16 protein-coding genes are annotated in these 23,653 nt (G+C 62.1%); 6 read left to right on the plus strand and 10 right to left on the minus strand.

Annotated features, from left to right (window positions below):
• Positions 1-76: 76 nt before the first annotated feature.
• Positions 77-772 carry a glutathione S-transferase family protein gene (locus ACJO3T_RS13620; protein WP_406978799.1) on the minus strand — a complete coding sequence of 232 codons (696 nt, stop codon included), beginning with the start codon at positions 770-772 and terminating at the stop codon, positions 77-79.
• 184 nt (positions 773-956) lie between these two features.
• Between ACJO3T_RS13620 and ACJO3T_RS13625 the strand changes: the two genes are divergently transcribed.
• Together ACJO3T_RS13625 and ACJO3T_RS13630 are read left to right on the plus strand one after the other, a co-directional pair.
• On the plus strand, positions 957-1,838 hold the full coding sequence (locus ACJO3T_RS13625; RefSeq protein WP_406978800.1) for a LysR family transcriptional regulator: 882 nt from the start codon (positions 957-959) through the stop codon (positions 1,836-1,838).
• Between the two features lie 116 nt (positions 1,839-1,954).
• Positions 1,955-2,632 (plus strand): nitroreductase, encoded by a 678-nt coding sequence (locus ACJO3T_RS13630; protein WP_406978801.1) that lies wholly within the window; start codon positions 1,955-1,957, stop codon positions 2,630-2,632.
• A 50-nt stretch (positions 2,633-2,682) separates the two neighbouring features.
• Here ACJO3T_RS13630 and ACJO3T_RS13635 read toward each other — a convergent pair whose 3' ends face one another.
• The 5 genes from ACJO3T_RS13635 to ACJO3T_RS13655 form a co-directional block, all read right to left on the minus strand.
• Positions 2,683-7,728: a diguanylate cyclase gene (locus ACJO3T_RS13635; protein ID WP_406978802.1), complete on the minus strand. Its 5,046-nt coding sequence runs from the start codon at positions 7,726-7,728 to the stop codon at positions 2,683-2,685.
• 187 nt (positions 7,729-7,915) lie between these two features.
• On the minus strand, positions 7,916-8,641 hold the full coding sequence (locus ACJO3T_RS13640) for a hypothetical protein (RefSeq protein WP_406963403.1): 726 nt from the start codon (positions 8,639-8,641) through the stop codon (positions 7,916-7,918).
• A gap of 9 nt (positions 8,642-8,650) precedes the next feature.
• On the minus strand, positions 8,651-9,463 hold the full coding sequence (locus ACJO3T_RS13645; RefSeq protein ID WP_406978803.1) for a gamma-glutamylcyclotransferase family protein: 813 nt from the start codon (positions 9,461-9,463) through the stop codon (positions 8,651-8,653).
• 220 nt (positions 9,464-9,683) lie between these two features.
• Positions 9,684-13,010 carry an alkaline phosphatase family protein gene (locus ACJO3T_RS13650; RefSeq protein WP_406978805.1) on the minus strand — a complete coding sequence of 1,109 codons (3,327 nt, stop codon included), beginning with the start codon at positions 13,008-13,010 and terminating at the stop codon, positions 9,684-9,686.
• A gap of 289 nt (positions 13,011-13,299) precedes the next feature.
• Positions 13,300-13,515, minus strand: coding sequence for a hypothetical protein (locus ACJO3T_RS13655; protein WP_406963400.1), 216 nt, complete (start codon positions 13,513-13,515; stop codon positions 13,300-13,302).
• Between the two features lie 273 nt (positions 13,516-13,788).
• On the opposite strand from ACJO3T_RS13655, the gene ACJO3T_RS13660 reads away from it, so the two are divergent.
• The gene (locus ACJO3T_RS13660) at positions 13,789-15,522 is read left to right on the plus strand and encodes an isocitrate/isopropylmalate family dehydrogenase (protein ID WP_406978806.1); all 1,734 of its coding nucleotides are present in this window, start codon (positions 13,789-13,791) and stop codon (positions 15,520-15,522) included.
• Positions 15,523-15,529: 7 nt separating this feature from the next.
• On the opposite strand, the gene ACJO3T_RS13665 is transcribed toward ACJO3T_RS13660, so the two are convergent.
• Positions 15,530-16,264 carry a metallophosphoesterase gene (locus ACJO3T_RS13665; RefSeq protein WP_406963398.1) on the minus strand — a complete coding sequence of 245 codons (735 nt, stop codon included), beginning with the start codon at positions 16,262-16,264 and terminating at the stop codon, positions 15,530-15,532.
• 233 nt (positions 16,265-16,497) lie between these two features.
• Here ACJO3T_RS13665 and ACJO3T_RS13670 point away from each other — a divergent pair, with 233 nt between their 5' ends.
• The 3 genes from ACJO3T_RS13670 to efpL all read left to right on the plus strand — a co-directional run bounded on the left by ACJO3T_RS13670 (position 16,498) and on the right by efpL (position 20,790).
• Positions 16,498-19,320, plus strand: coding sequence for an AMP-binding protein (locus tag ACJO3T_RS13670; protein WP_406978807.1), 2,823 nt, complete (start codon positions 16,498-16,500; stop codon positions 19,318-19,320).
• A 136-nt stretch (positions 19,321-19,456) separates the two neighbouring features.
• Positions 19,457-20,095, plus strand: coding sequence for an SDR family oxidoreductase (locus ACJO3T_RS13675; RefSeq protein WP_406978808.1), 639 nt, complete (start codon positions 19,457-19,459; stop codon positions 20,093-20,095).
• 128 nt (positions 20,096-20,223) lie between these two features.
• Positions 20,224-20,790 (plus strand): elongation factor P-like protein EfpL, encoded by a 567-nt coding sequence (efpL, locus tag ACJO3T_RS13680; protein ID WP_406963395.1) that lies wholly within the window; start codon positions 20,224-20,226, stop codon positions 20,788-20,790.
• 21 nt (positions 20,791-20,811) lie between these two features.
• Here efpL and ACJO3T_RS13685 read toward each other — a convergent pair whose 3' ends face one another.
• The 3 genes from ACJO3T_RS13685 to ACJO3T_RS13695 form a co-directional block, all read right to left on the minus strand.
• Positions 20,812-21,549, minus strand: a complete 738-nt coding sequence (locus tag ACJO3T_RS13685) for a maleate cis-trans isomerase family protein (protein WP_406963394.1) — start codon at positions 21,547-21,549, stop codon at positions 20,812-20,814.
• Positions 21,550-21,612: 63 nt separating this feature from the next.
• On the minus strand, positions 21,613-22,245 hold the full coding sequence (locus tag ACJO3T_RS13690) for a Vgb family protein (RefSeq protein ID WP_406978809.1): 633 nt from the start codon (positions 22,243-22,245) through the stop codon (positions 21,613-21,615).
• Positions 22,246-22,317: 72 nt separating this feature from the next.
• The gene (locus ACJO3T_RS13695) at positions 22,318-23,538 is read right to left on the minus strand and encodes a helix-turn-helix domain-containing protein (protein WP_406978810.1); all 1,221 of its coding nucleotides are present in this window, start codon (positions 23,536-23,538) and stop codon (positions 22,318-22,320) included.
• Positions 23,539-23,653 lie beyond the last annotated feature (115 nt).

A 23,653-nucleotide genomic window follows, 5' to 3' on the forward strand; every position in this document is an offset into this window, starting at 1 on the left:
GATATCCGGGCCGGCCTGGAAAGTCCGAAGTATGGTACCAGACCTGCACCGGGGGATATCGCCTATCAGTCATGCATCATCCGCTGTTGCTGGTCTCGTGGTTGGCTCCTGCTACCAGAGATGACATATAGCTGCCACGGTTTCCAACGAAAGCCAGCAGACGTTCCGGGTAGTCTGCAGTAACCGCTTGCCGGACGGACTCCCGTGTCCGCAGGTGGCCCCGCCAAAGCTGGACTTTTTCTACGTTCTGGAAAATATCGAGATCCAGTGCCGTATCGAATACGTCAAAGTACCTGAAAATCGGACCGTAAACGGCATCAATAAGGCAGAACGTCTCTCCGGCAAACCAGGGCCCGTTATCCAGTCGTTCGTCCAACTGCCTGAACCGCACCCGTAACGTGTCACAGGCCTTGTCGAATGCTTCTCTTGTGGCGCCACTGTACATTCTGGCGATCTCGGTCAGGATGCCCGAACCGAATTCGATCCAGGCACGATGGTCAGCGCGTCGCCATGGGTCCTCCGGGTGCAGTGTTCCCGGCGTAACCTCATCCAGGTATTCACAGATCACGGCGGACTCGAACAGGGCCCCTTTTCCCTCTGCTACCAGCACCGGCACCTTGCCCAGTGGGGAAATCTGTTGGAACCAGTCCGGTTTGTTGGACAGGTCGATGTCGGTGCGACGGTAGGGGATACGTTTTTCCTGCAGGGCGATGACCGAGCGCTGCACGTACGGACACAGCACGTGGGTAATGAGTTCGAATTCAGGAATCATGGGTGAACCTCCCCGCGGAACCAGCTGAGTGGGCGGGTGCGGCGGTATCAGGGGTTAATCTGCCAAACATTGTGTGTCCTCCACGTTTCTGGGGTCCTGGCCAGTATCTCTCTTGCACATGGCGGGTGAAATTAGCAATCATGGAAAGGTGATATTGCAATTTTGCAAAGCGAAGGTGAGGCAAGTGGACTGGAATTCACTGAAGGTTTTTCTGGCGGTCGAGCAGACGGGCTCCCTGGCTGGGGCGGCCCGAACGTTGGGGGTGAATCACTCCACGGTTTTTCGTCGTCTGAATGCCTTCGAGGAGGATCTTGGCGCCCGTCTGTTCGACCGGCTTCCCGGAGGTTACGCACTGACCCCCCTGGGTGAGGAACTAAGGGAGTTGGCCAATCGTGTGGATGGCGCCTTCAACGATATTGAACGACGGATTGCCGGTCGGGATGTTCAGCTCGCCGGCAAAGTCCGGATAACCGCCCCCAATAACCTGGCCTACCGATACCTGCCGGACTACCTGGCCGATCTTAACCGGGACTACCCCGATATCAGGGCCGAGATACTCGTCAGCAACCAGGAGATCAACATGAACAGCCGACAGGCGGACATCGCTGTTCGTGTAACGGCCGCGCCCCCGGAGCACCTGGTGGGGCGCAAGGTGCGGTCCATTGGCTGGAGTGTTTACGGTAGCCAGGCCTATCGGGACAAGCACGGATTCCCCGCCAGTCTGGACGAACTGCAGCATCACCGGCTCATTGGCGCCAGCGGTGGCATGCTACGCTTGCCGGCCTTTGTCTGGCTCGAGCGCACGCTTGCACACTGTGTCACGGCTCGCAGTGACGACCTGGTGGCGATGTCCTGGTTGGCACAGGGCGGACATGGTCTGGCACTCCTGCCAAACGATCAGCAGAGACCGGAGCTGGAAACGCTGTTCCCATTCCCCCCTGGGAAATCATCGGATCTCTGGTTGTTGACCCACCCCGACTTGCGCCGGGTGGAGCGTATCAAACTGGTCATGCGCCACCTGTCGGATGCCTTTGCCGGGGAGCAACGTCTTTGCTCAAGTTATTGAGCAAGCGTATTTATAGGGTCTATAATCGAGCGCTTGCATTATTTTTTGATCAGACGGGCAATCCACCATTTGCCGCGAACTGACGCCAACCCTATAAACCTAAAAAAGGGCGACCCATGAAACTTGATCAGGTCATTCAGGAGCGCCGCTCCATCCGTGGATTCCTGGATAAAGCCGTTCCCCGTGAACTTCTGGAAGAGATCATTGCGCTGGCGAACCGCGCGCCTTCCTCCATGAACACCCAGCCCTGGCACCTGCATGTGCTGACGGGCGAGCCCCTTGAAAGGGTTCGCCGGGGCAATACGGAGCGGATGCTTGAGGGCGTGCCGCCGAGCCGGGAAATTGGCGACTATAGCGCTTATGAGGGGGAACACCGTAAGCGTCAGATCGAAATTGCGGTGCAGCTGTTCGAAGCCATGGGGATAGAACGCCATGATGCGGAGCGCCGGCAGGACTGGGTGATGCGGGGCTTTCGCCAGTTTGATGCCCCGGTGTCGATCGTGGTCTGCTTCGATCGGGTACTGCTGGACAACCCTATTGCCCACTTTGATTCCGGGGCGATGACCTACGGGCTGGTGCTGTCGGCCTGGAGCCGGGGGCTGGGCGCTGTCATTAACGGGCAGGGCATTATGCAGAGCCCGGTGGTGAGGGAAGTGGCCGGGATTCCGGATGATCAGGTCATACTGACCTGTGTCGCGTTGGGCTGGCCAGATGATGAGTTCGTTGCCAATTCCGTCGTTTCCCGCCGGCGACCGGTGAGTAATACCGCGAGCTTCCTGGGTTTTGAGGCCTGATATCAGGCGATGAGGGGTAGCAGCAACCGGATCACCGAGGCCCGCCAGACTTAACCGGCCACATGCATCCGGTTACGCCCGCCCTGTTTGGCTTTGTAGAGCGACTGGTCCGCCTCGTACACCAATTGTTCGGCCGTCGCCTGTTCGCTGGGGACGGTGGTGGCGCACCCGACACTGACGGTGATGTGGTCACTGGTTGATGAGTGGTCGTGCTCGATAGCCAGTGCCTCGATGGCGAGGCGTGCGTTTTCCGCGACCCGGATGGCGCCGTCACGGTCGGTGTTGGGGAGTATCATCATGAACTCCTCGCCGCCGTAGCGCACCACCATATCGGTGGAGCGTTGTATCTGTGCCTCAAGCGCCCCCGCCACCAGGACCAGGCACTCGTCACCCATCTGGTGGCCATAGTTGTCGTTGAAGCGCTTGAAGTCGTCCACATCCAGCATGATTACCGACAGTGGTTGAGGCTCACGGCGCAGGCGCAGCCAGGTGTCCTGCAGGTACGCGTTACCGGACCGCCGGTTGGCGACGCCGGTGAGCCCGTCCCGGTCGGCCAGTCGTTGCAGCTCCACGTTGAGTGATTCCAGCTCGGCGGTACGTTCGGCGACTTTCTCTTCCAGGGTGCGGGAATAGTCCTGGACCTGGGCATACAGGTGAGCGTTCTCAATGGCCACCGCTGCCTGTGCGGCCAGCAACCGGATCAACTCCACCCTGTCCCCGGTGAAGGCGCCGTCGGTCAGGTTGTTCTCCATGTAGACCGCCGCCTCGAAACGTTCCCTCAGGATGGGCACACAGAGGACCGAGCGGGGGCGCAGGCTGACGGTGTAGGGGTCGTTGAGAAACGGCCCATCGGCAGCGGCATCGTGCAGGACGATGGCCTCACCCCTCTGGAATACCTGGCTGAGAACGCTCATGGGCATGGCGATGGCGTTGCCGTGGTGATCACTCAGGGTGGAGTGCGCGGGGAGGTTGGCGGGTGGCAGGTCCTGCTCCGGCAGGATGGCGGCTTCCACCACACAGCGGGCCCCGGTCCGCTTGATCATACAGCCCCACTGGCCGCCAGCGTTCTCCAGCAGGATGGCCAGGGTTTTCTGCAGTAGCTGGTCCAGTACCATTTCGCCCGAGATCTCCCGGGAGGCCTTCATGACCGACGCCAGGTCCAGGTTGGACAGCGAATGGCCGGGCGCGCCGAGCTGTGCCTGGCGCCACTCACGCAGTAACGGAAATTCCTCCTCTAACTGTTTCACCTTGCGTCTGGCGCCCCAGCGGTTGTACATGCCGTAGGCGCCACGGAGGTATCCTTCCGCCGACCGGTTCCTGCCCAGGGCCAGTAGCAGGCGGGCGGCGCGCTCGAAGGCGGCGGCCTCGTCCCTCAGGAACCCGCTGGCACGGGCGCCGTCGATGGCGGCATCGTAGTGGGCCAGGGCGGTCAGGTTGTCGCCGTCCAGGCGCGCCAGCTCAGCGCTCATCAGCCATTGCAGGTGCCGGAAGTTGGCCTCGCAGTTATCGGCCCAGAGGGTCATCCTGGCCAGGTCCTGTTCCAGCCGTTGGCGGGTGGCCTTTTGTTCGGCGATGCCCATGGTCGGGTAGCAGGTGGTCAGTGTCAGATTGGCGACGACATAGAATCGCACCAGTTGTGGTAGCGACATGGCGGACCTGATCAGTGTGTCCTGCTTTCTGACGGATTCCAGCGCCTTTTCATAATCCCCGTACAGCGCGTTGATCTCGGCATGGTAGATGTGATGGTTGGCAATACCGGTCATGAACTGGCGGTCCGTCATCGCGTCCAGGCATTGGCCGGCATCGAAATCGCTGCTGCTCAGGCTGGAGGGTGCCTCTGTTTCGCCGAGGAAGTTGCGCTGCATCTGCAGGAACAGGCTGCCGGAGTCCAGCGAGTCCTGGTAGGCGCATTCGCGTACGATTTCCAGGTTCTCGGCGTGCAGTCGACGGGCGGTCTCCAGGTCCATGGTCGGGTCCCAGATGACGCAGTCCTGGGCGCTGTAGGCCAGGTAGAGCAGGTCACCGGACTGGTAGCCTGCCTCGATACCCTTGTGGAACCAGGGAGTCAGGGTCGACCAGTGATTGCTCCAGTGGTGGACAAACATGGCATAGACGTAGATGACACGGGCTCTCAGGCTCAGGTCGTCGAGCCGTTCGTTGATGGCAAGGCCGGCCTTGCCGTATTCGTAGCCGAGGGCGGGTTCGTCCAGTTCCCCGCACAGCAGCATGCCGTAGGCGGCATAGGCAAAGGCGGATTCCGGGCAGTTGCCCCGGTGCAGCGCCAGATTGACCGCCTTGAGCACCAGGTAGCTGAACAGGTTGCTGCCGGAAAGAAAGGCTGCGGCGAAGATCTCCATCAGCAGCCGCATGGCCGTCAGGGTGGCGGGGTCGTCGATGATCGGAGCGTCGACCAGATCCGCAATCTCCCGACCCGCCAGATATTCCTCAACCCGTTGACGCTCTTCGGCGATATCGTCGAGGGTCGGGTGTTCGGTGAAATTGACACCCAGCAGGGCCAGTCCTTCGATGGCGGCCTGGATGGACTCGCTCATCCTGCCCAGGGTGGCATTCTGGCGGGTGCGTGTGGCGAGGATGTCGGCACGCTCAAGGGGCGTTACGGCATGCGCCAGCATGACCTCAAGCCAGTGGTCCGCCTCTTCGGTGTGGCTGGTCAGGTAGAAGCAGAGCTGTAGCTCCGAGGCCAGCGACTTCATCAGGTCGGGATGGCTGGCCCAGGCGTTCTCAGGCAGCAATTCGCGGGCAACCCTGAGGTAGTTCAGGGCCGACTCATAGGCGGAGGCCTGCCGGGCCCGGGTGCCGGCACGGAGGTTGAAACCGGCCAGTTGTCGACGTTCGTCCTCGGACTCGATCAGGTCGCGCCCCAGGTTGAGGTGGTTGACGATATCGATCAACAGGTCATTGCCGGGGGATTTGCCACCGTGTTGCAGCAGCAACCGGCCCACCAGCAGGTGCATGCGTGGCAGCTCCGATGCCTCAATCAGGTTATAGGCCGCCTGCTGAACCCGGTCGTGCTGGAAGCGGTAGTAGGGGTTCAGGGACAGCCGGATGTCTGGCTGGCTGACCAGTCGGTAGTCGCTGTGCAGCGGCAGCACGGTGTACTGTTTCAGGGCGGGCAGCAGTGCCTGGGCAGTGTCCGCCGTCGAATGCTCGTAGATGGCAGCGAGGGTGTGGAGGGTGAAGGTATTGCCGATGCAGGCGGCCAGTTTCAGTACAGTCTGTGTCTCGGCGGGAAGCTGCCGCAGGCTGTCCAGCATGAACTCCACCACATCGTGGCTGATGTCTTCCCAGTGGGTCCGGGCCAGATGCCACTGCCACTGGCCGGTATCCGGGTCCGCTGAGATCGCACCCTGGGTATGAAGTTGGCGCAGTAACTCATTGGTAAAAAAGGGATTTCCCTCGGCTCTCTGATAGAGCATACCGCTCAGTTCGGCGCTGGCGTCAGGGTCGCAGCGAAGGGCGTCCGCCACCAGCTGCGTGACCGAGTAGTGATCCAGTGGCCAGACGGGGATCTCATGAATGCATTGGTGATTGTCCAGGTCTTTCAGTAGCAGGGTGAGAGGGTGCCCCGGGCCGACTTCGTTGCTACGGTAGGCGCCGATCAGCAACAGGTGGCTCTGGTCCCTGGCGGTGACAATACGGCGTAGCAGTTCCAGGGTGGGAGTGTCACTCCATTGCAGGTCGTCCAGGAACAGCACCACGGGGTGCCCCTTGCCGGCAAAGACCCGCAGGAAGGCGGCCAGCACCAGTTGCAGCCGGTTACGGTTTTCCGCCGGCGGCAGTTCGGGAACCGGGGGCTGGTCACCGATGATCAGCGCCAGTTCCGGCACCAGGTCGATGACCAGGGCGCCGTTGGGCCCCAGTGCGTCGGTCAGGCGTTCACGCCACTTCGACAGTTGCGCCTCCGGTTCCAGCAGGACCTGCTGGACCAGGCCCCGGAACGTGGCCGCCAGGGCGGAATAGGCTTCACCCTGCTGGAACTGGTCGAACTTGCTCTGCACCAGGAAGCCGCGCTCGCGCACCTGGTAACGGTCGATCTCATTCACCAGTGCCGACTTGCCCACACCGGAATAGCCATGAACCAGACAGAAACGGGTACGGCCTTCCACCGCCTGTTCGAACAGGTTCAGCAGCTCATCCAGCTCCTGTTCGCGCCCGTAGAGGGCCTGGGGGATCAGGAACTGTTGCAGGCGGTCCTGTTCTCCCAGCTCGAAGGGGAGCGGTGGCTGGCCCTGCTCAATATCGGTTATGCACCGGGCCAGGTCATGCAGCAGGCCCTCGCCGCTCTGATAGCGCTCGTCCGGGGACTTACTCAACAGCTTCAGCACGATGTCGGAAACCGCCTTCGGCACCTCCGGTGACACGCTGCTGGGAGTGGGTGGCAGACGGCTGATGTGGTGGTGTACCCACTCCAGCGTGTTATCGGCGACAAACGGGGGCTGGCCGGTGAGCAGTTCGTACAACAGTACGCCGAGGGAATAGTAGTCGGAGCGGTAGTCGAGGCTGCGGTTCATGCGGCCGGTCTGCTCGGGGGATATGTAGGCCAGCAGCCCTTCCAGGTGAGTCGCCAGATCCGTGGCCTGCCGTTCCTGGCCCAGCTCGGAGGCGATGCTGAAGCCGGTCAGTGCCAGTTCGCCACGCTTCCGGTCGAACAGGATGTTATGGGGAGTGATCGCCTTATGGACGATGTTCCGGGCGTGGATCTCGATCAGGGTCCGGGTCAGGTCCCGGGCGATCTCCAGCACCTGGAGTACCGGTAGGTGCCCGCCGTTGGTCCGGTTCAGCAGATCGGTGAGGGAGCTGTCGTAGTGATCGCTGATCAGGGCCAGGTTACCGCTGCCGTGGGGCAGCACCTGGTGAATCCGGCGTACACCGCCAACACCTTCCAGGCGGGCCGCGATGCTCGCTTCGTGTTGGAGCGCGGCCACCTGGCGGCGGTCCGGATATTCGGTGTCCAGGGTTTCAATGATGACCCCAGTGCCATCCATCTGGCGCTGTGCACTGTACGCCACCCGCCCGGTGTGGCGCCACAGGCAGGAGGTGATGGTGTAGCCCGGTAGCTGGACCGTGTTCTGCATCAGGGTCTTCCCGATCCGGATACCAGGAGTCTGCGCGGTAGAAATCGCGCCAGGCGAGAGCGTCCCACTTTGAGGCCATTTTGACGGTCATTTGAGGCGCATAGTGGTTCTATGCAACGAAAATGAGCGCTCAAAATGGGCCAGAGTGGGGCGGTCGCAGCGGCGGGACTTTCTGCCACGCAGACTCCTAGCACTGGAACAACCGGTTAAACGTCGCGCTGAACTGCTCGTGGGCGCTGTCCAGCAAGGGCTCGCCATGGCCGCACAGGGCGTGCCTGAAGTTCAGTGCCTGCAGGCGGCTGAAGTCCTCGGCGGCCGGTTCCGCAGCCTGTAGCCAGACCGGGCCCACATTGGCCGGTGTGAAGAAGCCCATTCCCGCCATCCGTTCGCGGGTCACGTCGCAGAAATGTTCATCCGGTCTCAGCCAGTTTTGGAGGGCATCACAGGCGACCAGGATGCCACCATCCCGGTCCAGGTGGAGCACGCCTTCGGGAACGTTGGAGGTTCTGAACTGGAACAATGAGGCATCACTGATGGGTAATGGTGAGGTCTGGTCGAGGGGGTGAGCTGTAGTGTCGTCATCCTCCAGACCGGGAGTTACCCAGTAGCGGGCCTGGTACCGATCCAGGTAGAACGCGTCATCCCGTCCGTGCAGCGCGCCCAGGCGGATTACGTCGGTAACCTTTCCCAGGCGGTCGAGTTCGGCCAGGCCGCTGTCATCCATCCGGACGGTGTTGATCAGGATCAGTCGTTCGCCATCCCGGACAATGGTCATATTGCGGCTGAACTGCCAGTCCAGGTCCATAAGCACGGTTTCCATGGCACCGCTGACCATGAATACATCGGTAAAGACCTCTTCAATGGCACCGTGTGCCAGGGCGGGAGGGAAAGGGGGAGTTACTGCCTGGTCCATAGAGGTTCCTCAATCTTTATCATAGTTATATTGGCCGACATAGCGATACTCCCTGGCGTACTCGTTAAGGTAAGCGTTGAGGTATTGCTTCTGGGCCTGATCAAGGCGTCCCTTCCGGATGTCGTCCATGGTTTCATCAACCTTGCTGCTGTCCAGCCTTCTCAGGTGATACAGCGTCATATCCCTGCCACCAAGAAAGCCCCTGAGAAAGTCGTGCAGCGGCCGGGCCTCCGACATGTCGAATACCGCACCATAGAGTGCGGTATAGAGCGGCTGGTCGGCCAGTGTTTCTTTGTCAAAGATTGGGAAATTGCCCAACGGCGGCGTGAATGCGGGATAGTCGGCCATCTGGTGTACCGGATGACTGGCCAGGGCCTCGATATAATCCTCATCCAGCCCGGCCTGGCGGGCCCCCTGCAGCACGATGTTCAGGTAGCGTCGACTGGGCAGGCGGCTGTTATCGATAAACCCGGGCATGCCCACATAGGTGAGGGCGGGGACTTTCCTGTCATTGCCGCTGGTACCCCCGGGCTGTGCTACCTCGACCTCTATGCGGTCATAGCCGTGGCCATAGGCTTCGGCGGCATCCAGTTGTGCCAGGGCTTCGTCCGGGCATTCGTGGAGCACGCCGAGGACACGGTCGTCCGGATTGCCGGTGGGTTCGATATTGCCCACGCCTCCCTCATGCCGGAAGAAGTGCTGCACGTTGAAGCACAGGCGCCAGCCGGGTAATACAGCTCGTCGCGATGCCAGAGGCTCCACCCCCTTGGCTCTCAGCGACAGCATGCTCATGTTGGAACCGAAGCCAAAGTACTGGAACATAGGACGTCGCGAAGCATAAACAGGTGGTAGTGGCTATTCAGCCCAAGTACCTGATTTATTGAATTAGCCACAGGTTAACCCGCCAGCCGTGACTTTTCTATAACCCCGTACCCCAATGTCCGGACGATTGTCCGGGGGCCAGCCCGCGGTTGTCGCCGTCGGACCGCGGGCTGGCGATACCGTCTGGGGGTATCGTCAAGGGACTTGCTCACGGCCTGGCTTATCCATGTCTGGGAAAGTCTTTGTCATAGGGTACGGAAAGCTCCGGTACCGCCTTGCGGGGCTGCGGCTCGGTCAATACCCTTTCAAAGGTGGGGGCTTCCGCGATCCGGTCGCCAAGCCCCCAGGTTTCCCGGGCAATGCCATACCAGTCGAGCAGCGTGGCGGCAAAGGAGGTGGCATCGAAACGCTGGTCACCACTGCTGCGCAGGACCGTCTGCGGCTTGATCCAGGGGGAGGCGAAAACCGCCGGTACCCTCGGCCCCATGAGGTCGAACCCGAAGCCATCGGCCATATCGTTGGGCCAGGGTTTGCGGGCATAGGGCGGCGACACATGGTCAAACAGCCCGCCGTTCTTGTCGAAGGTCACCACCAGCAGGGTTTTCGACCAGACCTTTTCATTGCTGCTGAGGGCCTGGTAGATCTCGTTGAGGGCCCGTTCACCGGGGACGACTGAGTTGAGACCGCTGGCGGAGGAGCCGGGGTGATAGGAAGTGCAGTTGTCTCCAACCCAGGCAGGCTCCAGGTAGCTGAAACGGGGCAGGGCGTCGTTCTTTACATCATCGTGGAACTGCTGGAGCGGTGCGATCCAGCGGGATGTGGGCAGGTCGCCGTAGGGCTTTGCCTCCAGCACGGCCTTCGCCCAGGCGGCGTCCACCTCCGGTATCTGGCCCTTGAGGTAGAGCTGATGGGTGAACACGGCCTTCTGCCAGAGGATGCTGTAGTAGATTTTCCAGTCCTGGTGGCCGTGGCTCCACAGGGTTTTCCAGAGCGACTGGCGGTGTGCAGTATCGGGCCAGTCCTGGTAGGCCTTGCCACCCTCCCAGGTGCCGAGGCGGTTGTAGGCCGAACCGCTGACGGAGAAGCCGCGGTTGATATCGGTTCCGCCCGGCACGGAACCGAACCAGTCGTCACTCACCGCAAATGCCCTGGCGAGGCCGTTCAGCACCGACAACTGCTGCGGGGTAAAGCTGGATAGCACCGCCGCACTGTCCTGGTTCCAGGCAAAGCCGTCCATGGTGGGCGTCCGTCGTCCCGAGTAGCCCTGGTAGCCATGGAACATCTGCATCAGCACATCGCTGTTGTCGTGCCAGGGGTCCTGGGCAGGGCCGCCGAGCACGAACTCGTTGCTCAGTCCGCCATCCATATACTGGCTGACAAACGCCTGCCGACCATCGGGGAGAGGGTTGTTCATCGACGTATCCAGGCCACGGAAGCCGTCCGTGTCGGGCCCGATCCAGTTCAGACCATCCCGCTGGCCGCGTTCGTAGAGCCACCCCAGTACATTGTCGAAGGACCGGCTCTCCAGCATGTAGTAGACCACATGTTCAATCTCCTGGCGCATGAACTCGATGGTACCCGGTGTCCTGGCGCGAACGGCATGGACCGGTTGACTGGGCACCGCGCCAGACAGGGTCGATTGCGATTTAAAGCCGTCCGGTAGTGGTGCGGTGTTGAGCGGTTCGCCTCCCAGCGGGTCCGCGTTGCGGGCGTCGAACGGCCAGATGCGACAGCCTGCCGAGGGTACTGCCGGTTTCCAGGTGACCAGGTACCCGCCCACCACGGTCATGGCGTCGCTGTCGTCAATCGTGCTCCAGTGGCCTTCCTGCACGGTGGGCAGCGCCAGCGGCGGGGCGGACTGGGGATCAAAACTCCAGACCCGGTAGTGGGCGCCCTTGCGGTCCAGCACATAGTTGCCGATGGGGTAGAGCTCACGGTCGGCCGTGATGTCCCGGAAACCGCCGCTGCTGAATTCCCCGGCGGAAAGGCAGTCGTGCTCCGCTTGTGGGTCGAAGCGCCAGAGCTGGTAGGTGCAGCGACCGGCGGCGGGAATGAGGCTGAGGACGTAGCCCGGCAGGCCGATCAGCTCGATCTGCTCAAAACCTGCGCCAAAGTTGGGGCGGTAGTCGCCGAAGAATTTCTCCCGGTCCCAGGTGCCGTAGGTTACCGTTTTCTCCGCCAGGGGATTGCCGCTGTCGCGGTCGTACTTCACCACCCGGTAATGGATGACATCGTCATCGGCCGTTGGCGGCGTCCAGTCCACCAGGTAGCCGCCCACCTGCATCAGCCGGTGGCTGGCGGGGAAACGGGCGTGGCTGGCCATCGGCACGTCCGCAAAGGGCTGGTTGGCGTGGGGGTTGAAGGTGTAGGCCGCATACTGATCCGAATCGGGGGAGCGCTTCAGGGCAAAGGCTTTTGCCGTGGCCTGCGCCTCGGTGGGCGTGAAGCTGTTGTTGTCGAGCCCAAAGGCCTGGTTCTGCTCCTTCATGATTGCCAGCAGGGCGTCGGCCTTGTCCTTCTTTACCGTGCCATTGCTGGCGTCCCAGCCCCACTGTTCCTCCAGGGCGGCCAGGACCCGGTGGGGATTGTCATCGGGGTGGTCGGCCATATGGGCCTGCCAACCGGCGGCAATCAGGTCCTGGCACATGACATGGATCGGGGGCGGGTAGTCGCCATTGGGTTTGAAGGCATCGCTTAACGGCAGGTTGGTGTCATAGAGGTATTCGCTGGGATGGTTGGCACACAGGACCCAGGTCTTCGCGGCCGGTTGCCCGTGGTTACCCTCCAGGATCGACAGTTGCACGATATCCAGGGTGCCAGGCGTCTTCGACAGGTCAAAGGCCTGCCTGAGCCAGTCATGGACCGGCTCGCCGTAGGCGACCATCGGTTGGGTCAGTTCGTGACCGGTCTCCGCCAGTGGTGTCAGGAAGTTCCGTAGCTGCGCCAGGGTGTAGGGGATGAAGTCCTGGTTGTAATCGCTCAGCTCGCTACCGGCACCCCCCGGCGCGGCGATGGGAGCCACATCCACGATGCGTTCCACCGAGGTGTTGCCGGCCCCGTCAAAGCCGTTCTGTGCCAGCAGGCACTCCCAGCGCCGGTTGGTGGGAGAATACAGGTAATCCTTATAGGTGAAGGTCTCCAGGGGCGGAAAATGCAGTAGCTGAACCGATCTGACATTGGCCATGGCGAGGCCAAACGGCAGCAGGAACTCCCAGCCTGCGCGCGCCTGGTATGGGATCTTCCCGTAGTAGCTGGTCAATGCCTGTTTACCCGCGGCAACGTATTGCGGAATCAGCGTCTCATAGGGGGAAACATCGTCACAGGGGCTGGTGACTTTCAGCCGGTACTCGCCATTGCCGTTGCGATAGGCCTGGGCCCAGGACCCGAAGTACCGGTCCCGTTGCAGGGTCTGACTGAATACGAAGGTGATGGCGTCCTCAAGGTATGGGCTGTCGTCCCCGAACCTGAACAGACCCTCGATATCCTGGTAGTAGCCCAGTCCGATATCAATACTGCTGCGTTTGGCGCTGGTTTCCTGGCTTTGCACAGTCGTCTCCCTGTTATTGGTATTGACGCAGTATGTGGTGACACGGGCCGGAGTGCCAATTGCTGCAGCGTATCCAGCGATCAGTATGAGCGGTTAAGGCCCTGGACGGGGCCTGGCAGGTTGTCGAACTCACTGGATCACGGTCAGGCGGGATAAGGGCCTTGATGGGTAGTGCGTTACGCGGGTGATGATCGGCAGGGTGGTAAGCAGGGTTCAGGGGTGGTTGTTGATTGGCAGGTATGGAAGACGGAGGGCCCTGGCCGGTGATGGTCAGGGCCCTGTCAGCAGATCATGATGCGCTGCTGTCGGCCTTCTCTTCGACCTTGCTGTCGGCAGTTTCAGCCGCCTTGGTGTCGTGCTCTTCCTGGGAAGCCTGCAGCTGCTGCTCCAGGACCTCTTCCATCCACACTTGCTGTGCACTGGCGTTGGCGGCGCCGAGGACACCGGCAACAGCGATGGCGGCGATGGCAGCGGTTTTCTTCACGTTTGCATTGATACCGAACATAATAAAATTCCTCATTAACGACTATCTGGTTGAGTCGGGTATCAGCGTTCAGTAGCCTTCGCTGATCTCGATGGTTGTATTATTGAGGAGTTAGGCTGCTCACAAAAATTGTTTAATCGTATTCGATTCATCATTTCAGGTGATGTTAATGGCCGTGGATTGGAAGCCAGTGGCAGTACGGCTTTCTTGACCACGGCGTAATCCGGCTTAGGGTTAGTAGTGACGAGTTCACGTTTGACAGCCGGATCACCGGACAACCGAAGGGAGCACGCAATGAGCAACAAGATCCAGGTGGCATCACCACTGGTCATCCTCCACGGCGACGAGATGGCCCAGGTGGCGTTCGAGGAACTGCTGAAGACCTTCGTCTCCTCACGGTTGGATATCGAACTCAGGGAAATCGACCTCTCCGCCGAGAATCGCCTGGTGACCAACGGCCATGCGGTGACAGAAGCCATCAAGGCGCTCCGGGAGTACGGTGTGGGCATCAAGAACGCGGGTATCACTGTCAACCGGAGCCAGCTCGACGAGTTGCTCCGAAAGCACCCGGGCGTCGACGGCACCTCCCTTGACCCGTTGGCGACCAAGTCGCCGAACGGGGCCATCCGCAAGGGCATTGGTGGCAACATCACCCGGGAGGATATCCAGTTCCGCAATATCCGGGTGCGCAGGCCCGAATGGGTCGGCCGCGACATCGAAGTGATGACCATGGACGACGGCGGTATCAAGGACAGCTTTAACGAACTCTCCCGGGCCACGGGTATCATCAAGCTGCTCTTCGTGGGCAGCAGTGGCGACTCGGAAGAACTGCATCGCCGGGAGATCAGCAAGGGCGATCCGCTGCTGCTTGCCACCAACAGTGTCGACGACATCGCGGAGTGGTCGCACCGGTTTTTCCAGCGGGCCATTGATGAGAAGCGGGACATCTACCTGGGCCTGAAGGACACGGTGATCCCCGGCTACGACGGCGCCATGCGATCCATCGTCGAGGGCATCTACAGACGCGACTATCAGGAGAAAGTGGAAGCCCTCGGTCTCGGTTTCCATTACGAACTGATCGATGCCCAGGCGGCGAGGATCGTTTCCAACCCGCCGGATCGCGCACTGTGGGGGGTGCCGGACAACACCACCGGCCGCAAACTGTTCAAGCTGGTCAACCAGCTCAAACTCCATGGCATTCCGCCCCGCAATGCCCACGTGTCCATCTCCCGCATGAGTGCCGGCGGGGGCGACCAGTACGGCAGCTTCAACGAGCCCGCCCGGGAAGACGGCATCGTCAAGGTGGTGGTGGACGGTGAGGAGAGGCATGCGAGGCATGTCAGGAAGGGCGATCCCATGCTGCTGATGTCCAACGACCGCAAGGCCATCAAGGACTGGGTCAGCCAGGTCTTCCGTGACGCATCACGCAAGCAGAAGGAAGTGTATTTCGGCCTGAAACGGGAATACATGGAATACGATGAAGTCTTCAGCAATGTCATCACCGAAGTGCGCCGGGAACTGGCCAAGGAGGACACACCGCCACCCTCCTTCATGATCATGCGGCCCTCCAGCCAACTCATCAAGATGATTACCGACCCGCCCCGGAATGCCCTGTACCCGTCCCAGAACCTGGATGGGGACATTTTCTCGGACATATCCGCCGCCCTGGGTGGCAGCCTGGCCACCGCCAGTTCGATCATTGAAAGCCAGGAAGGCACCATGCTCTTCGAGGCACCCCACGGTACCGCCCATGACCTGTACGTCCGGTATCAGGAAAGCGGCGGCAAGGAGGCGCATTTCAACCCCTCGGCACTGGTCTACGCCCTGGGCAACGCCCTGGAAACCCTCGCACTGAACGAAGGCAACGACGAACTGGCAGGGTATGCGCTTGCACTCAAACAGGCCCTCAAGGATACGGTGGCCGATGGTATTATCACCGCCGACCTCAAGGGCAAGACCACCGACCCGGACTCCGAGAAGGTGGTGGATCTGTATGGCTTTATCGATGCCCTGCGGGAAAGACTGTGATAGGAGACTAGTAGGTCGGACGAAACGGTTCCGGCGACGAGCCAAGCCCCCAGTTGATGACCTCCTTCAGCTCAAACAGCGTGGGCTCGCCCCCCGGGTAGCCGCCACCGGTATCGATGTAGAAGCGGTTGGCCAGGTGAGTGGGGGAGGCCAGGGGCGTGTGCCCGAAGAACACATGGTCAATGCCGCTGACCGGCGGGGCAGGCTGGCCACGGAGTGCGTTTGTCAGAGTTGTCCGGCCCCAGATGGCATACTGCCGGTCGTCATCCGACAGGGGCGAGGACCAGCATGTCCATCGGGCCCCGGGAACCTCGGCATGGACCACGCCAACCCTCTGGCCTTCCACGGGAACTTCCATGGCCAGTGAGGTTTTCTCGGCATGGGTTGTGATCCGCTGCTTGAGGTCGTCCCGGTCGGACTCCAGGGCCCAATCGCCTCCGTTGAGCATCCATAACCGGAAATCGGGGGAATTCCGGGAGGTGTCCAGGCCTCTCAGCATCAGGTCTTCATGATTACCCCAGACGCTATGGAACCAAGGCTCCCGGACCAGCTGGAGACAACGCCAGGAGTCCGGCCCCCGGTCGACCAGATCGCCCACCGAAAGCAGGCGGTCCGCCGCCGGGTCGAACCCCCTGGCGTCCAGTTGCCGCATGAGGGCGTCGTAGCAGCCGTGGAGATCACCCACCACGAAATCCCGACCGCGGTCATTCTCTGGCAGAACGGTTAATGCCTGGAGTTGCATGGGTGTTTTGCCTGGTTGAAGGGAGATGGATTGGTAAACACCCCCGATATTACTATCCTTACCTGAAAATAGCTGATAAAAGCTGGACTGTCAGCGGCTTATGGGAAGCCCGGGGGGGTGGCGGTGCCGTTAATCCGTCCGGCAGGCGTGAGCCATCCCCGACACTGGTTGGCGTTCCATGGCAGGCTATGCTTGGGGTATGGGGGACCCTGAACGTTCCCACTGGAGTGGCTATGCCGGAACAGGAACATCGCGACACCATGGCCGAGGCCATGATGGCCGCGCTGGATGAGACCCTGCAACATGGCGAGCCGGGGAACCGACGAGACACCGGGCTGACCCTGGACAGCCAACTTGAAAGCGACCTGGGGCTGGACAGCCTGAGCCGGGCGGAATTGCTGGTGAATGTGGAACGCCGGTTCTCGGTCCAGTTACCCGAACAGTTGCTGAGCGATGCCGACACCCCGCGGGATATCCTGGATGCGGTAGCACGGTTGAGGGGAGAGCAGCCGGAGTCCGCCGGTGGTCATTCCTACACAGAAGGACTGGAGGATACTGAAGAGGACCGCGAACATTTCCAGGTACCGGATTTCGAAACCCTGCAGGAGGCCCTGCAATGGCACAACCGGCGGCATCCCGGGCGAACGTACCTGCACTGGATCCGAAGCTATGACGATGTCGCCCCGCTGACATTTGGCGAGTTGCACAAGGGGGCGCTGCGGGTTGCCAATGGTCTTTTCCAGCATGACCTGCGGCAGCGGGATACCGTGGCGTTGATGCTGCCCACCGGCCATGACTATTTCCATGGCTTCTTTGGCACACTCTATGCCGATGGTATTCCGGTGCCGCTTTACCCGCCCGCACGGGCCTCCCAGCTTGAAGAACACCTGCGTCGGCAGGCGGACATCCTCAACAATGCCCAGGTGCGGGTCCTGATCACCTTGCCGGAGGCAAGCAAGCTGGCGTCCCTGATCAAGGGGATGGTGCCAACCCTCAGGCACGTGGTGACGCCGGATGAACTCTGGGGCCACCCGCTGGATCGGCCAGTTGGCGGCTCCGGGGCCAGGGACATCGCCTTCCTGCAATACACCTCTGGCAGCACCGGCAATCCCAAGGGCGTCCAGCTCAGCCATGCCAGCCTGTTTGCCAATATCCGTGCCGCCAATGAGGTGCTGCAGGTGGACCAGGACGATGTCTTCGTCAGCTGGCTGCCGCTCTACCACGACATGGGGCTGATCGGGACCTGCCTGTCCAGCCTGTGGTATGGCATGCACCTGGTGATCATGTCGCCGCTGCTGTTCCTGACACGGCCCCGGTACTGGTTGTGGGCTATCCACCAGTTTGGCGGTACGCTGTCGCCGGCACCCAACTTCGGATACGAGCTCTGCCTCCGGCGCCTGGACGACAGTGACCTGGAGGGGCTTGACCTGGGCTCCTGGCGGGTGGCATTCAACGGTGCGGAGGCCGTCAGTCCGGATACGGTCGAGCGTTTTATCGAACGCTTCCGGCCCTACGGGTTCCGCCCTGAAGCCATGGCGCCGGTTTACGGTCTGGCGGAGAACTGCGTCGCGCTGACCTTTCCGGCGGAGCCCCGGGAACCGGTTATCGACGAGGTCGACCGTGACCGCTTCCAGGAGCAGGGCGAAGCCCGCCCTGTGGGCGCCGGGGCAGGAAACCCACTGCGCTTCGTGGCCTGCGGCAGGCCCATTCCCGGTCACCATATACGGATTGTCGATGCCAGCGGCAAGGAACTGCCCGAACGCCACGAGGGAGCGTTGCAGTTCACCGGACCTTCCGCCACGGCGGGCTATTTCCGCAACGACGAGGAGACCGCCAGGCTGTTCGAGGGGAATTGGCTGAATACCGGTGATCGCGGGTATATCGCCGACGGTGAGCTCTATCTGACCGGTCGCAACAAGGACCTGATTGTGCGCGCAGGCCGCAACCTCTATCCCGGTGAGATCGAAGAAATGGTCGGTAAACTGGAAGGCGTAAGAAGTGGCTGCGTTGTGGCCTTCGCCACCGGCATGGGGGAAGCGCAGGGCGAGAAGTTGGTGCTGGTCGCCGAGACACGGTCGACCGACCGAGAGCTCCGCGACCGCCTGAGGGACGACATTGCCCGCATCGCGCGGGAGTCGCTGGGCATCGATGTGGATGATGTGGTTATCGTCAGGCCCCGTAGCGTTCCCAAGACCACCAGCGGCAAGCTGCGGCGCCATGAAGCCCGCCTGCGTTATGAACGGGGTGAGCTCGAGCAAAAACCGGTGCCGGTATGGCGTCAACTGGCACGCCTGGCCCGTGGTAGCTGGCTGCAACAGGCAAGGCGTATGGTAACCGGCATGGGGCGTTTGCTCTATTCCGGCTGGGCCTGGGTAGCCCTGGTTCTGATCAGTGTACCCGTGGTGGTACTGGTCAATATCCTGCCCCGGTTACGCTGGCGCTGGCGGTTGTGCCACTGGGCCGCCAGGCTACTGGGCCTGCTGACCGGCACCCGCCTGCGGGTCCACGGCGGAGAACGGCTGAAGCAGGTGCCCGGGGGCTGTGTGATTGTGGCCAACCATTGCAGCTACATTGATGCGTTCGTTATGACCGCGCTGGTGCCATTTCCCGTCACCTTCCTGGCCAAGGCCGAGCTGCGTCGGTTTGCCGTGTTGCGGCGTTTTATGGACAGAATAGGCGTGGAAACCATCAAGCGCGCCAGCGGTGAGGCCAGTGTCCGGGGCTCGCGACAGATTGCCGAACGCGGCCGTGACCACCGCCTGGTGTTCTTCGCCGAAGGCAGCTTTGATGCCGCCCCGGGGTTGCGGCCCTTCCATATGGGCGCGTTCATGACGGCATCGCTGCTCCGGGAACCGGTTATCCCCATTGCGCTCAGGGGGACCCGCACCAAGTTACCGGCGGATCGGTGGAATCCCCGGCCAGGCGCCGTGGACGCCATTGTGGGGGAGGCCATCGAGCCGACCGGGGATGACTGGGCCTCCGCCATCCGGTTACGGGATACGACCCGCAGGCGGTTGCTGGCGATGACCGGCGAACCCGACCGGCTCGCCTGGTAATGGTCCGGGATGACAACCTGCGAACCGGACGGCAGTTACGCTGGCCCCAACCTTTTCTGTGGGCTACCGGCTTGAAAGAAGCTGTTGCCGGACGCAGTAAGATAGGACTTTCCCGCCAATGATCAGGAGGTGAACCATGCGTGTTCTTATTGCCGGTGCCAATGGCAAGATCGGCCAGCACCTTGTCCGGCAGATGGCCGGTAGCCAGCACTCCGCCCGGGCCATGGTCCGGAACCCCGAGCAGGCGAAGACGATGGAGGAACTGGGCGCCGCCGAAACCGTGGTGGCAGACCTGGAGCAGGACTGCAGTCATGCACTCAAGGACTGCGACGCGGTGGTGTTCACCGCCGGCTCCGGCCCCCATACCGGCCCGGACAAGACCATTGATGTGGACCAGAACGGTGCCATCAGACTGATTGACGCGGCCGAGGCAGCCGGCGTAAAGCGCTTCCTCATGGTCAGCAGCATGCGGGCCGATGCGCCGGGAAAGGCCCCGGAGAAACTACATCACTACCTGCGGGCCAAACAGAAGGCGGACGAACACCTGCGTGCCAGCAGCCTGGATTTCACCCTGGTCCGCCCCGGCCCCCTGACCAACGATCCCGGTACCGGGCGGGTCGAGTTGCGCCCACGGCTTGACCGGACCGGCTCCATTCCCCGTGAGGATGTGGCTGCGGTGCTGCTCGCCACGCTGGATGCGGACAACACCGTGCACCAGACCTTCGACCTGCTGTCCGGGGATGACGGGATTGCCGAGTCCCTCGTGAGTCTGTAAGCGCCGCCTCTCCTGAGCGGTGTCAGGAATATTTTCTGGCACCGGGCCTTGCCTGTCGATTGTTTGCGCCAGTCGTGCTATATCAGCAAACCCTTTCATCTCACTTTAAGGTTGCAGGACGGACAGCAATGCCAAAAGCCAGCGAAATCAAGAAAAATCAGGCCATTGAATATGATGGCAGGGTCTATTTCGTCAAGGATATCGAGCGCTCGGTGCCCCAGGGGCGTGCCGGGGGCAGTCTCTACCGCATGCGCATGTACGATGTGGTGACCAGCGCCAAGCTGGATGAGACCTTCAAGGATTCCGACATGCTCAACCTGGCGGACCTGGTTCGCCGCCCATCGGCCTTCTCCTACTCCGATGGCGATGAGTATGTGTTCATGGACACCGAGGACTACACCCAGTACAGCCTGAACCGGGAAGCCATCGCCGACGAGCTGCTGTTCATCACCGAGGAAACCCAGGGGGTGATGGTGATCCTGCTGAACGACGCACCGGTGGCTATCGACCTGCCGCCCACCGTGGACCTGGAGATCGCCGAGACGGACCCCTCGATCAAGGGTGGCTCAGCCACGGCCCGCACCAAGCCGGCGAAACTGACCACGGGACTGGTGGTGCAGGTGCCGGAGCATATCTCCACGGGAGACCGGATCCGGATCAATGTTGAGGAGCGGAAGTTCCTGGGCCGGGCCTAGCGTTACGGTACCAACTCCCCATCAACCCAGGGGATCCATCCGGAACAGGGCGCCAAGGCCGGGCTGGGGACTGAGTCTGCCGCATAACCTCAGTCCCTCCCAGAAGCTGACCTGGTTGGCGGTCAGCACCGGTTTGCCCGCCGCCGCTTCCAGGTCTTCCAGCCAGGCGGCGGAGTGTAGCGCGGTGTCCGGCACCAGCAGGGCATCGGCGTCCGGGTGGTTGTTATCGATGGCGAACCCGAGCACCGCCTCCCTGTCCAGGGCGCCTACCTCCGTGGCGGTGATAATGCCGTGACTGGCGACGGATACCACCTCGATATCGAAATGCTCCAGGAACGCCTGGAACCGCAGGGCGATATCCCGGGGATAGCTGGCGGCGATGGCAACACGTTTGGCGTCAAGGGCGGTAATGGCCCGGGCAAAGGCCATGGCGGTGGTGGAAGCCGGGATATGAAGCAGGTGTTCCAGGGTCTCGATCTGTTCCCGGATGCCGTCGATACCGCGCACGAAGCTGGCGCTGGTGGAGGTCCAGAGCACCGCGTCCAGGTCCTGGTGCTCCAGGTGTCTGGCGCCTTCGGTCAGGCGCCGTGGGCTGCCCATCTCCGTGAGTGCCTCCACGGTATGGGCATCCTCGTCAAACGCCGTATGGATGACAGTGACGTCCGCCGCCGGAGAGACCATCCGCGCCAGTCGCGGGTAATCATCCTCGGCGGCGTGGCCGGGATAGAGGAAGGCTATGCGGGCGGTTGTGCTGCTCATAGGTTACCGGATACCGTCTATGCCATGAACGGCGCAAACACCCGGGCCAGGCCCTTTTGACCCTTACCCTTGGGGGCGTCGCACCACCCTGATCTTACCACTGGTGCCGCCACCACAGAAGAAGCGGTCGCTGCCGTTGGATTCGAGACCGGATACGCCCGTGTTGGCCGGCATGGCCAGTGTTTCCAGGGGCTCGCCGGTGTCGGGGTCGATGCGCATAAGCTCGCTTTCGTCATCTTCCCAGCAGCCATGCCAGAGTTCCCCGTCCACCCAGGTGACACCGGTCACGAAACGGCTGCTCTCAATGGTGCGAAGGATATCGCCGGTTGCAGGGTCCACCTGGTGGATCCTGCGGTCCCGGTATTGCCCGACCCAAAGGCTGCCTTCCGCCCAGGCCATGCCGGAATTGCTGTTGCCGGGGGCCGGGATGCTCGACAGTACCTCGCCGGTGCCCGGGTCCAGCTTCTGGATACGGTCCTCGGCAATCTGGTACAGGTGCGTGCCGTCCCAGGCGGTGCCCGCGTTGGCCGTCACATTGAGGGTGCGCTGGAGTGCGTTGCTCTCCGGGGCCAGGGCGAGCAACCGGTCACCCACGGCAAACCAGACGTGCTTACCGTCGTAACTGACGCCATGAACCGCATCGACCTCCGGGAAGGGGCCATATTCGTCGATAATGATGGCATTGGATTGTTTCATTGGAGCATTCCTTTCGCTGGTTGAGGTTTGACTGCCACCGCTCAATGGCGGGCCGACAGCCTCAACGACAGCCTAATGCACCGGCAGTGGCGACGGGAGTAACAAGGTTGTCGTGAATCCCGGCACGGATGGCGTGGTCCAGCGCCGGGCCCGCCCGCGGCCGAACGCCTGTATCTTGCCTGCCTTAGCCAGGGCGTCCAGGGCCCGTTGCACGGTGCGCTGGCTGGTGCCCAGGGCAATGGCCAGGGATGAGCTGGACCAGGCCTCGCCGTCCACCAGCAGGGCGAGTACCGCCGCGTGCCTGTCGTCCACCGGGGGAGCCACGAGCACAACGTCTTGCCCGGAGTGGGGCGCCAGTGCATAGCCGTCCCCGGTGGCGCTGACGTCGGCCAGGGGTTGAAGGGCGGTGCGCAGCCGCCCCATTTCCACCCGCAGCCGCACCCGCAGGGATTCATCGGTGGGTTTCAGCCGGAAGGCGTGGTGGGTCAGGGTGTCCCGGGAGACCTCCGCCGGCCAGGCTTCAGCCAGGGTACGGGCAAGCGTGAACAGCACCGGGCGACCGGCCAGGGAAACCACCTGGTCGCGATGGCGAACCAGATAACGGCAGGCGTCCACCACCAGGTTGTCCGAGGCGAACAGGGCCTCCACGTCTTCCAGCCGCATGGGGTATTCACTTCCCATCGATACCCTTCGGGCAGCCGGGGCATCCAGCACCTGGAAGGCGTTGTCCACTTCTCCGGCAAGTGCCGGTATGCCTGACTCTCCGGCGGCCTGTCGGGCACGCTGGAGTGCCGCCCGGGCGGGTCCGGTTTGCAGGCGTCGCAGGGCAATGCCCGCTGTCAGGAGTTCGTGGACCGCCACCAGTGGTGGGGGAAAGTCTGTGGGGGTGAGCCAGGCGAGGGTGGCTTCGGCGTCGTCGATATGCCCGATCAGCAACTGACGCCTTGCCTCGAGGTAACGGGCGTGTGCGGCGTTGGCCCGGTCACCGTGTTGTTCCAGTGTCTGCCGTGCCCGGTCGACCACGTCGGCGGACCAGCCCAGGTCCCGGGAGGCCAGCGCCACTTCCGCCTCGGCGATAGTGCACCTGGCCCGGGCCAGAGCCTCTTTACGACCAAAGGAGCGCCGGGCCCGTTGCAGGAGCGCCCTGGCACGCCCGAAATCCCCAAGCTGGGCCATGGCAGTGCCGCGCAGCGCCAGTGCCGGTGGATCGTCGCGCAGGGCGACCCGGTTAAGGGCTCCGAGCGGGTCGCCCGCCGCCAGGGCGCGCGCCGCCGCCGTGATCAATGCATCCATGAATAGTCCGCCATACCGGTCATGTCCTCTACTGGACTGGTCACCGTCAGTTAACGAACGGGACACTAGCTGATGATAAACAACTGCAGAGAGGAATGAACCATGGAGGGCTGGG

Source organism: Marinobacter shunpengi (assembly GCF_045449715.1).
Classification (GTDB): Bacteria; Pseudomonadota; Gammaproteobacteria; order Pseudomonadales; family Oleiphilaceae; genus Marinobacter.

Bases quoted from the DNA above. Each gene is read 5' to 3' on its own strand.
- ACJO3T_RS13660 (WP_406978806.1), top strand. From the start codon at position 13,789: ATGAGCAACAAGATCCAGGTGGCATCACCACTGGTCATCCTCCACGGC.
- ACJO3T_RS13630 (WP_406978801.1), top strand. From the start codon at position 1,955: ATGAAACTTGATCAGGTCATTCAGGAGCGCCGCTCCATCCGTGGATTC.
- ACJO3T_RS13640 (WP_406963403.1), bottom strand. From the start codon at position 8,641: ATGGACCAGGCAGTAACTCCCCCTTTCCCTCCCGCCCTGGCACACGGT.
- ACJO3T_RS13685 (WP_406963394.1), bottom strand. From the start codon at position 21,549: ATGAGCAGCACAACCGCCCGCATAGCCTTCCTCTATCCCGGCCACGCC.
- ACJO3T_RS13635 (WP_406978802.1), bottom strand. From the start codon at position 7,728: ATGCAGAACACGGTCCAGCTACCGGGCTACACCATCACCTCCTGCCTG.
- ACJO3T_RS13675 (WP_406978808.1), top strand. From the start codon at position 19,457: ATGCGTGTTCTTATTGCCGGTGCCAATGGCAAGATCGGCCAGCACCTT.
- efpL (WP_406963395.1), top strand. From the start codon at position 20,224: ATGCCAAAAGCCAGCGAAATCAAGAAAAATCAGGCCATTGAATATGAT.
- ACJO3T_RS13620 (WP_406978799.1), bottom strand. From the start codon at position 772: ATGATTCCTGAATTCGAACTCATTACCCACGTGCTGTGTCCGTACGTG.
- ACJO3T_RS13645 (WP_406978803.1), bottom strand. From the start codon at position 9,463: ATGTTCCAGTACTTTGGCTTCGGTTCCAACATGAGCATGCTGTCGCTG.
- ACJO3T_RS13655 (WP_406963400.1), bottom strand. From the start codon at position 13,515: ATGTTCGGTATCAATGCAAACGTGAAGAAAACCGCTGCCATCGCCGCC.
- ACJO3T_RS13670 (WP_406978807.1), top strand. From the start codon at position 16,498: ATGCCGGAACAGGAACATCGCGACACCATGGCCGAGGCCATGATGGCC.
- ACJO3T_RS13665 (WP_406963398.1), bottom strand. From the start codon at position 16,264: ATGCAACTCCAGGCATTAACCGTTCTGCCAGAGAATGACCGCGGTCGG.
- ACJO3T_RS13695 (WP_406978810.1), bottom strand. From the start codon at position 23,538: ATGGATGCATTGATCACGGCGGCGGCGCGCGCCCTGGCGGCGGGCGAC.
- ACJO3T_RS13690 (WP_406978809.1), bottom strand. From the start codon at position 22,245: ATGAAACAATCCAATGCCATCATTATCGACGAATATGGCCCCTTCCCG.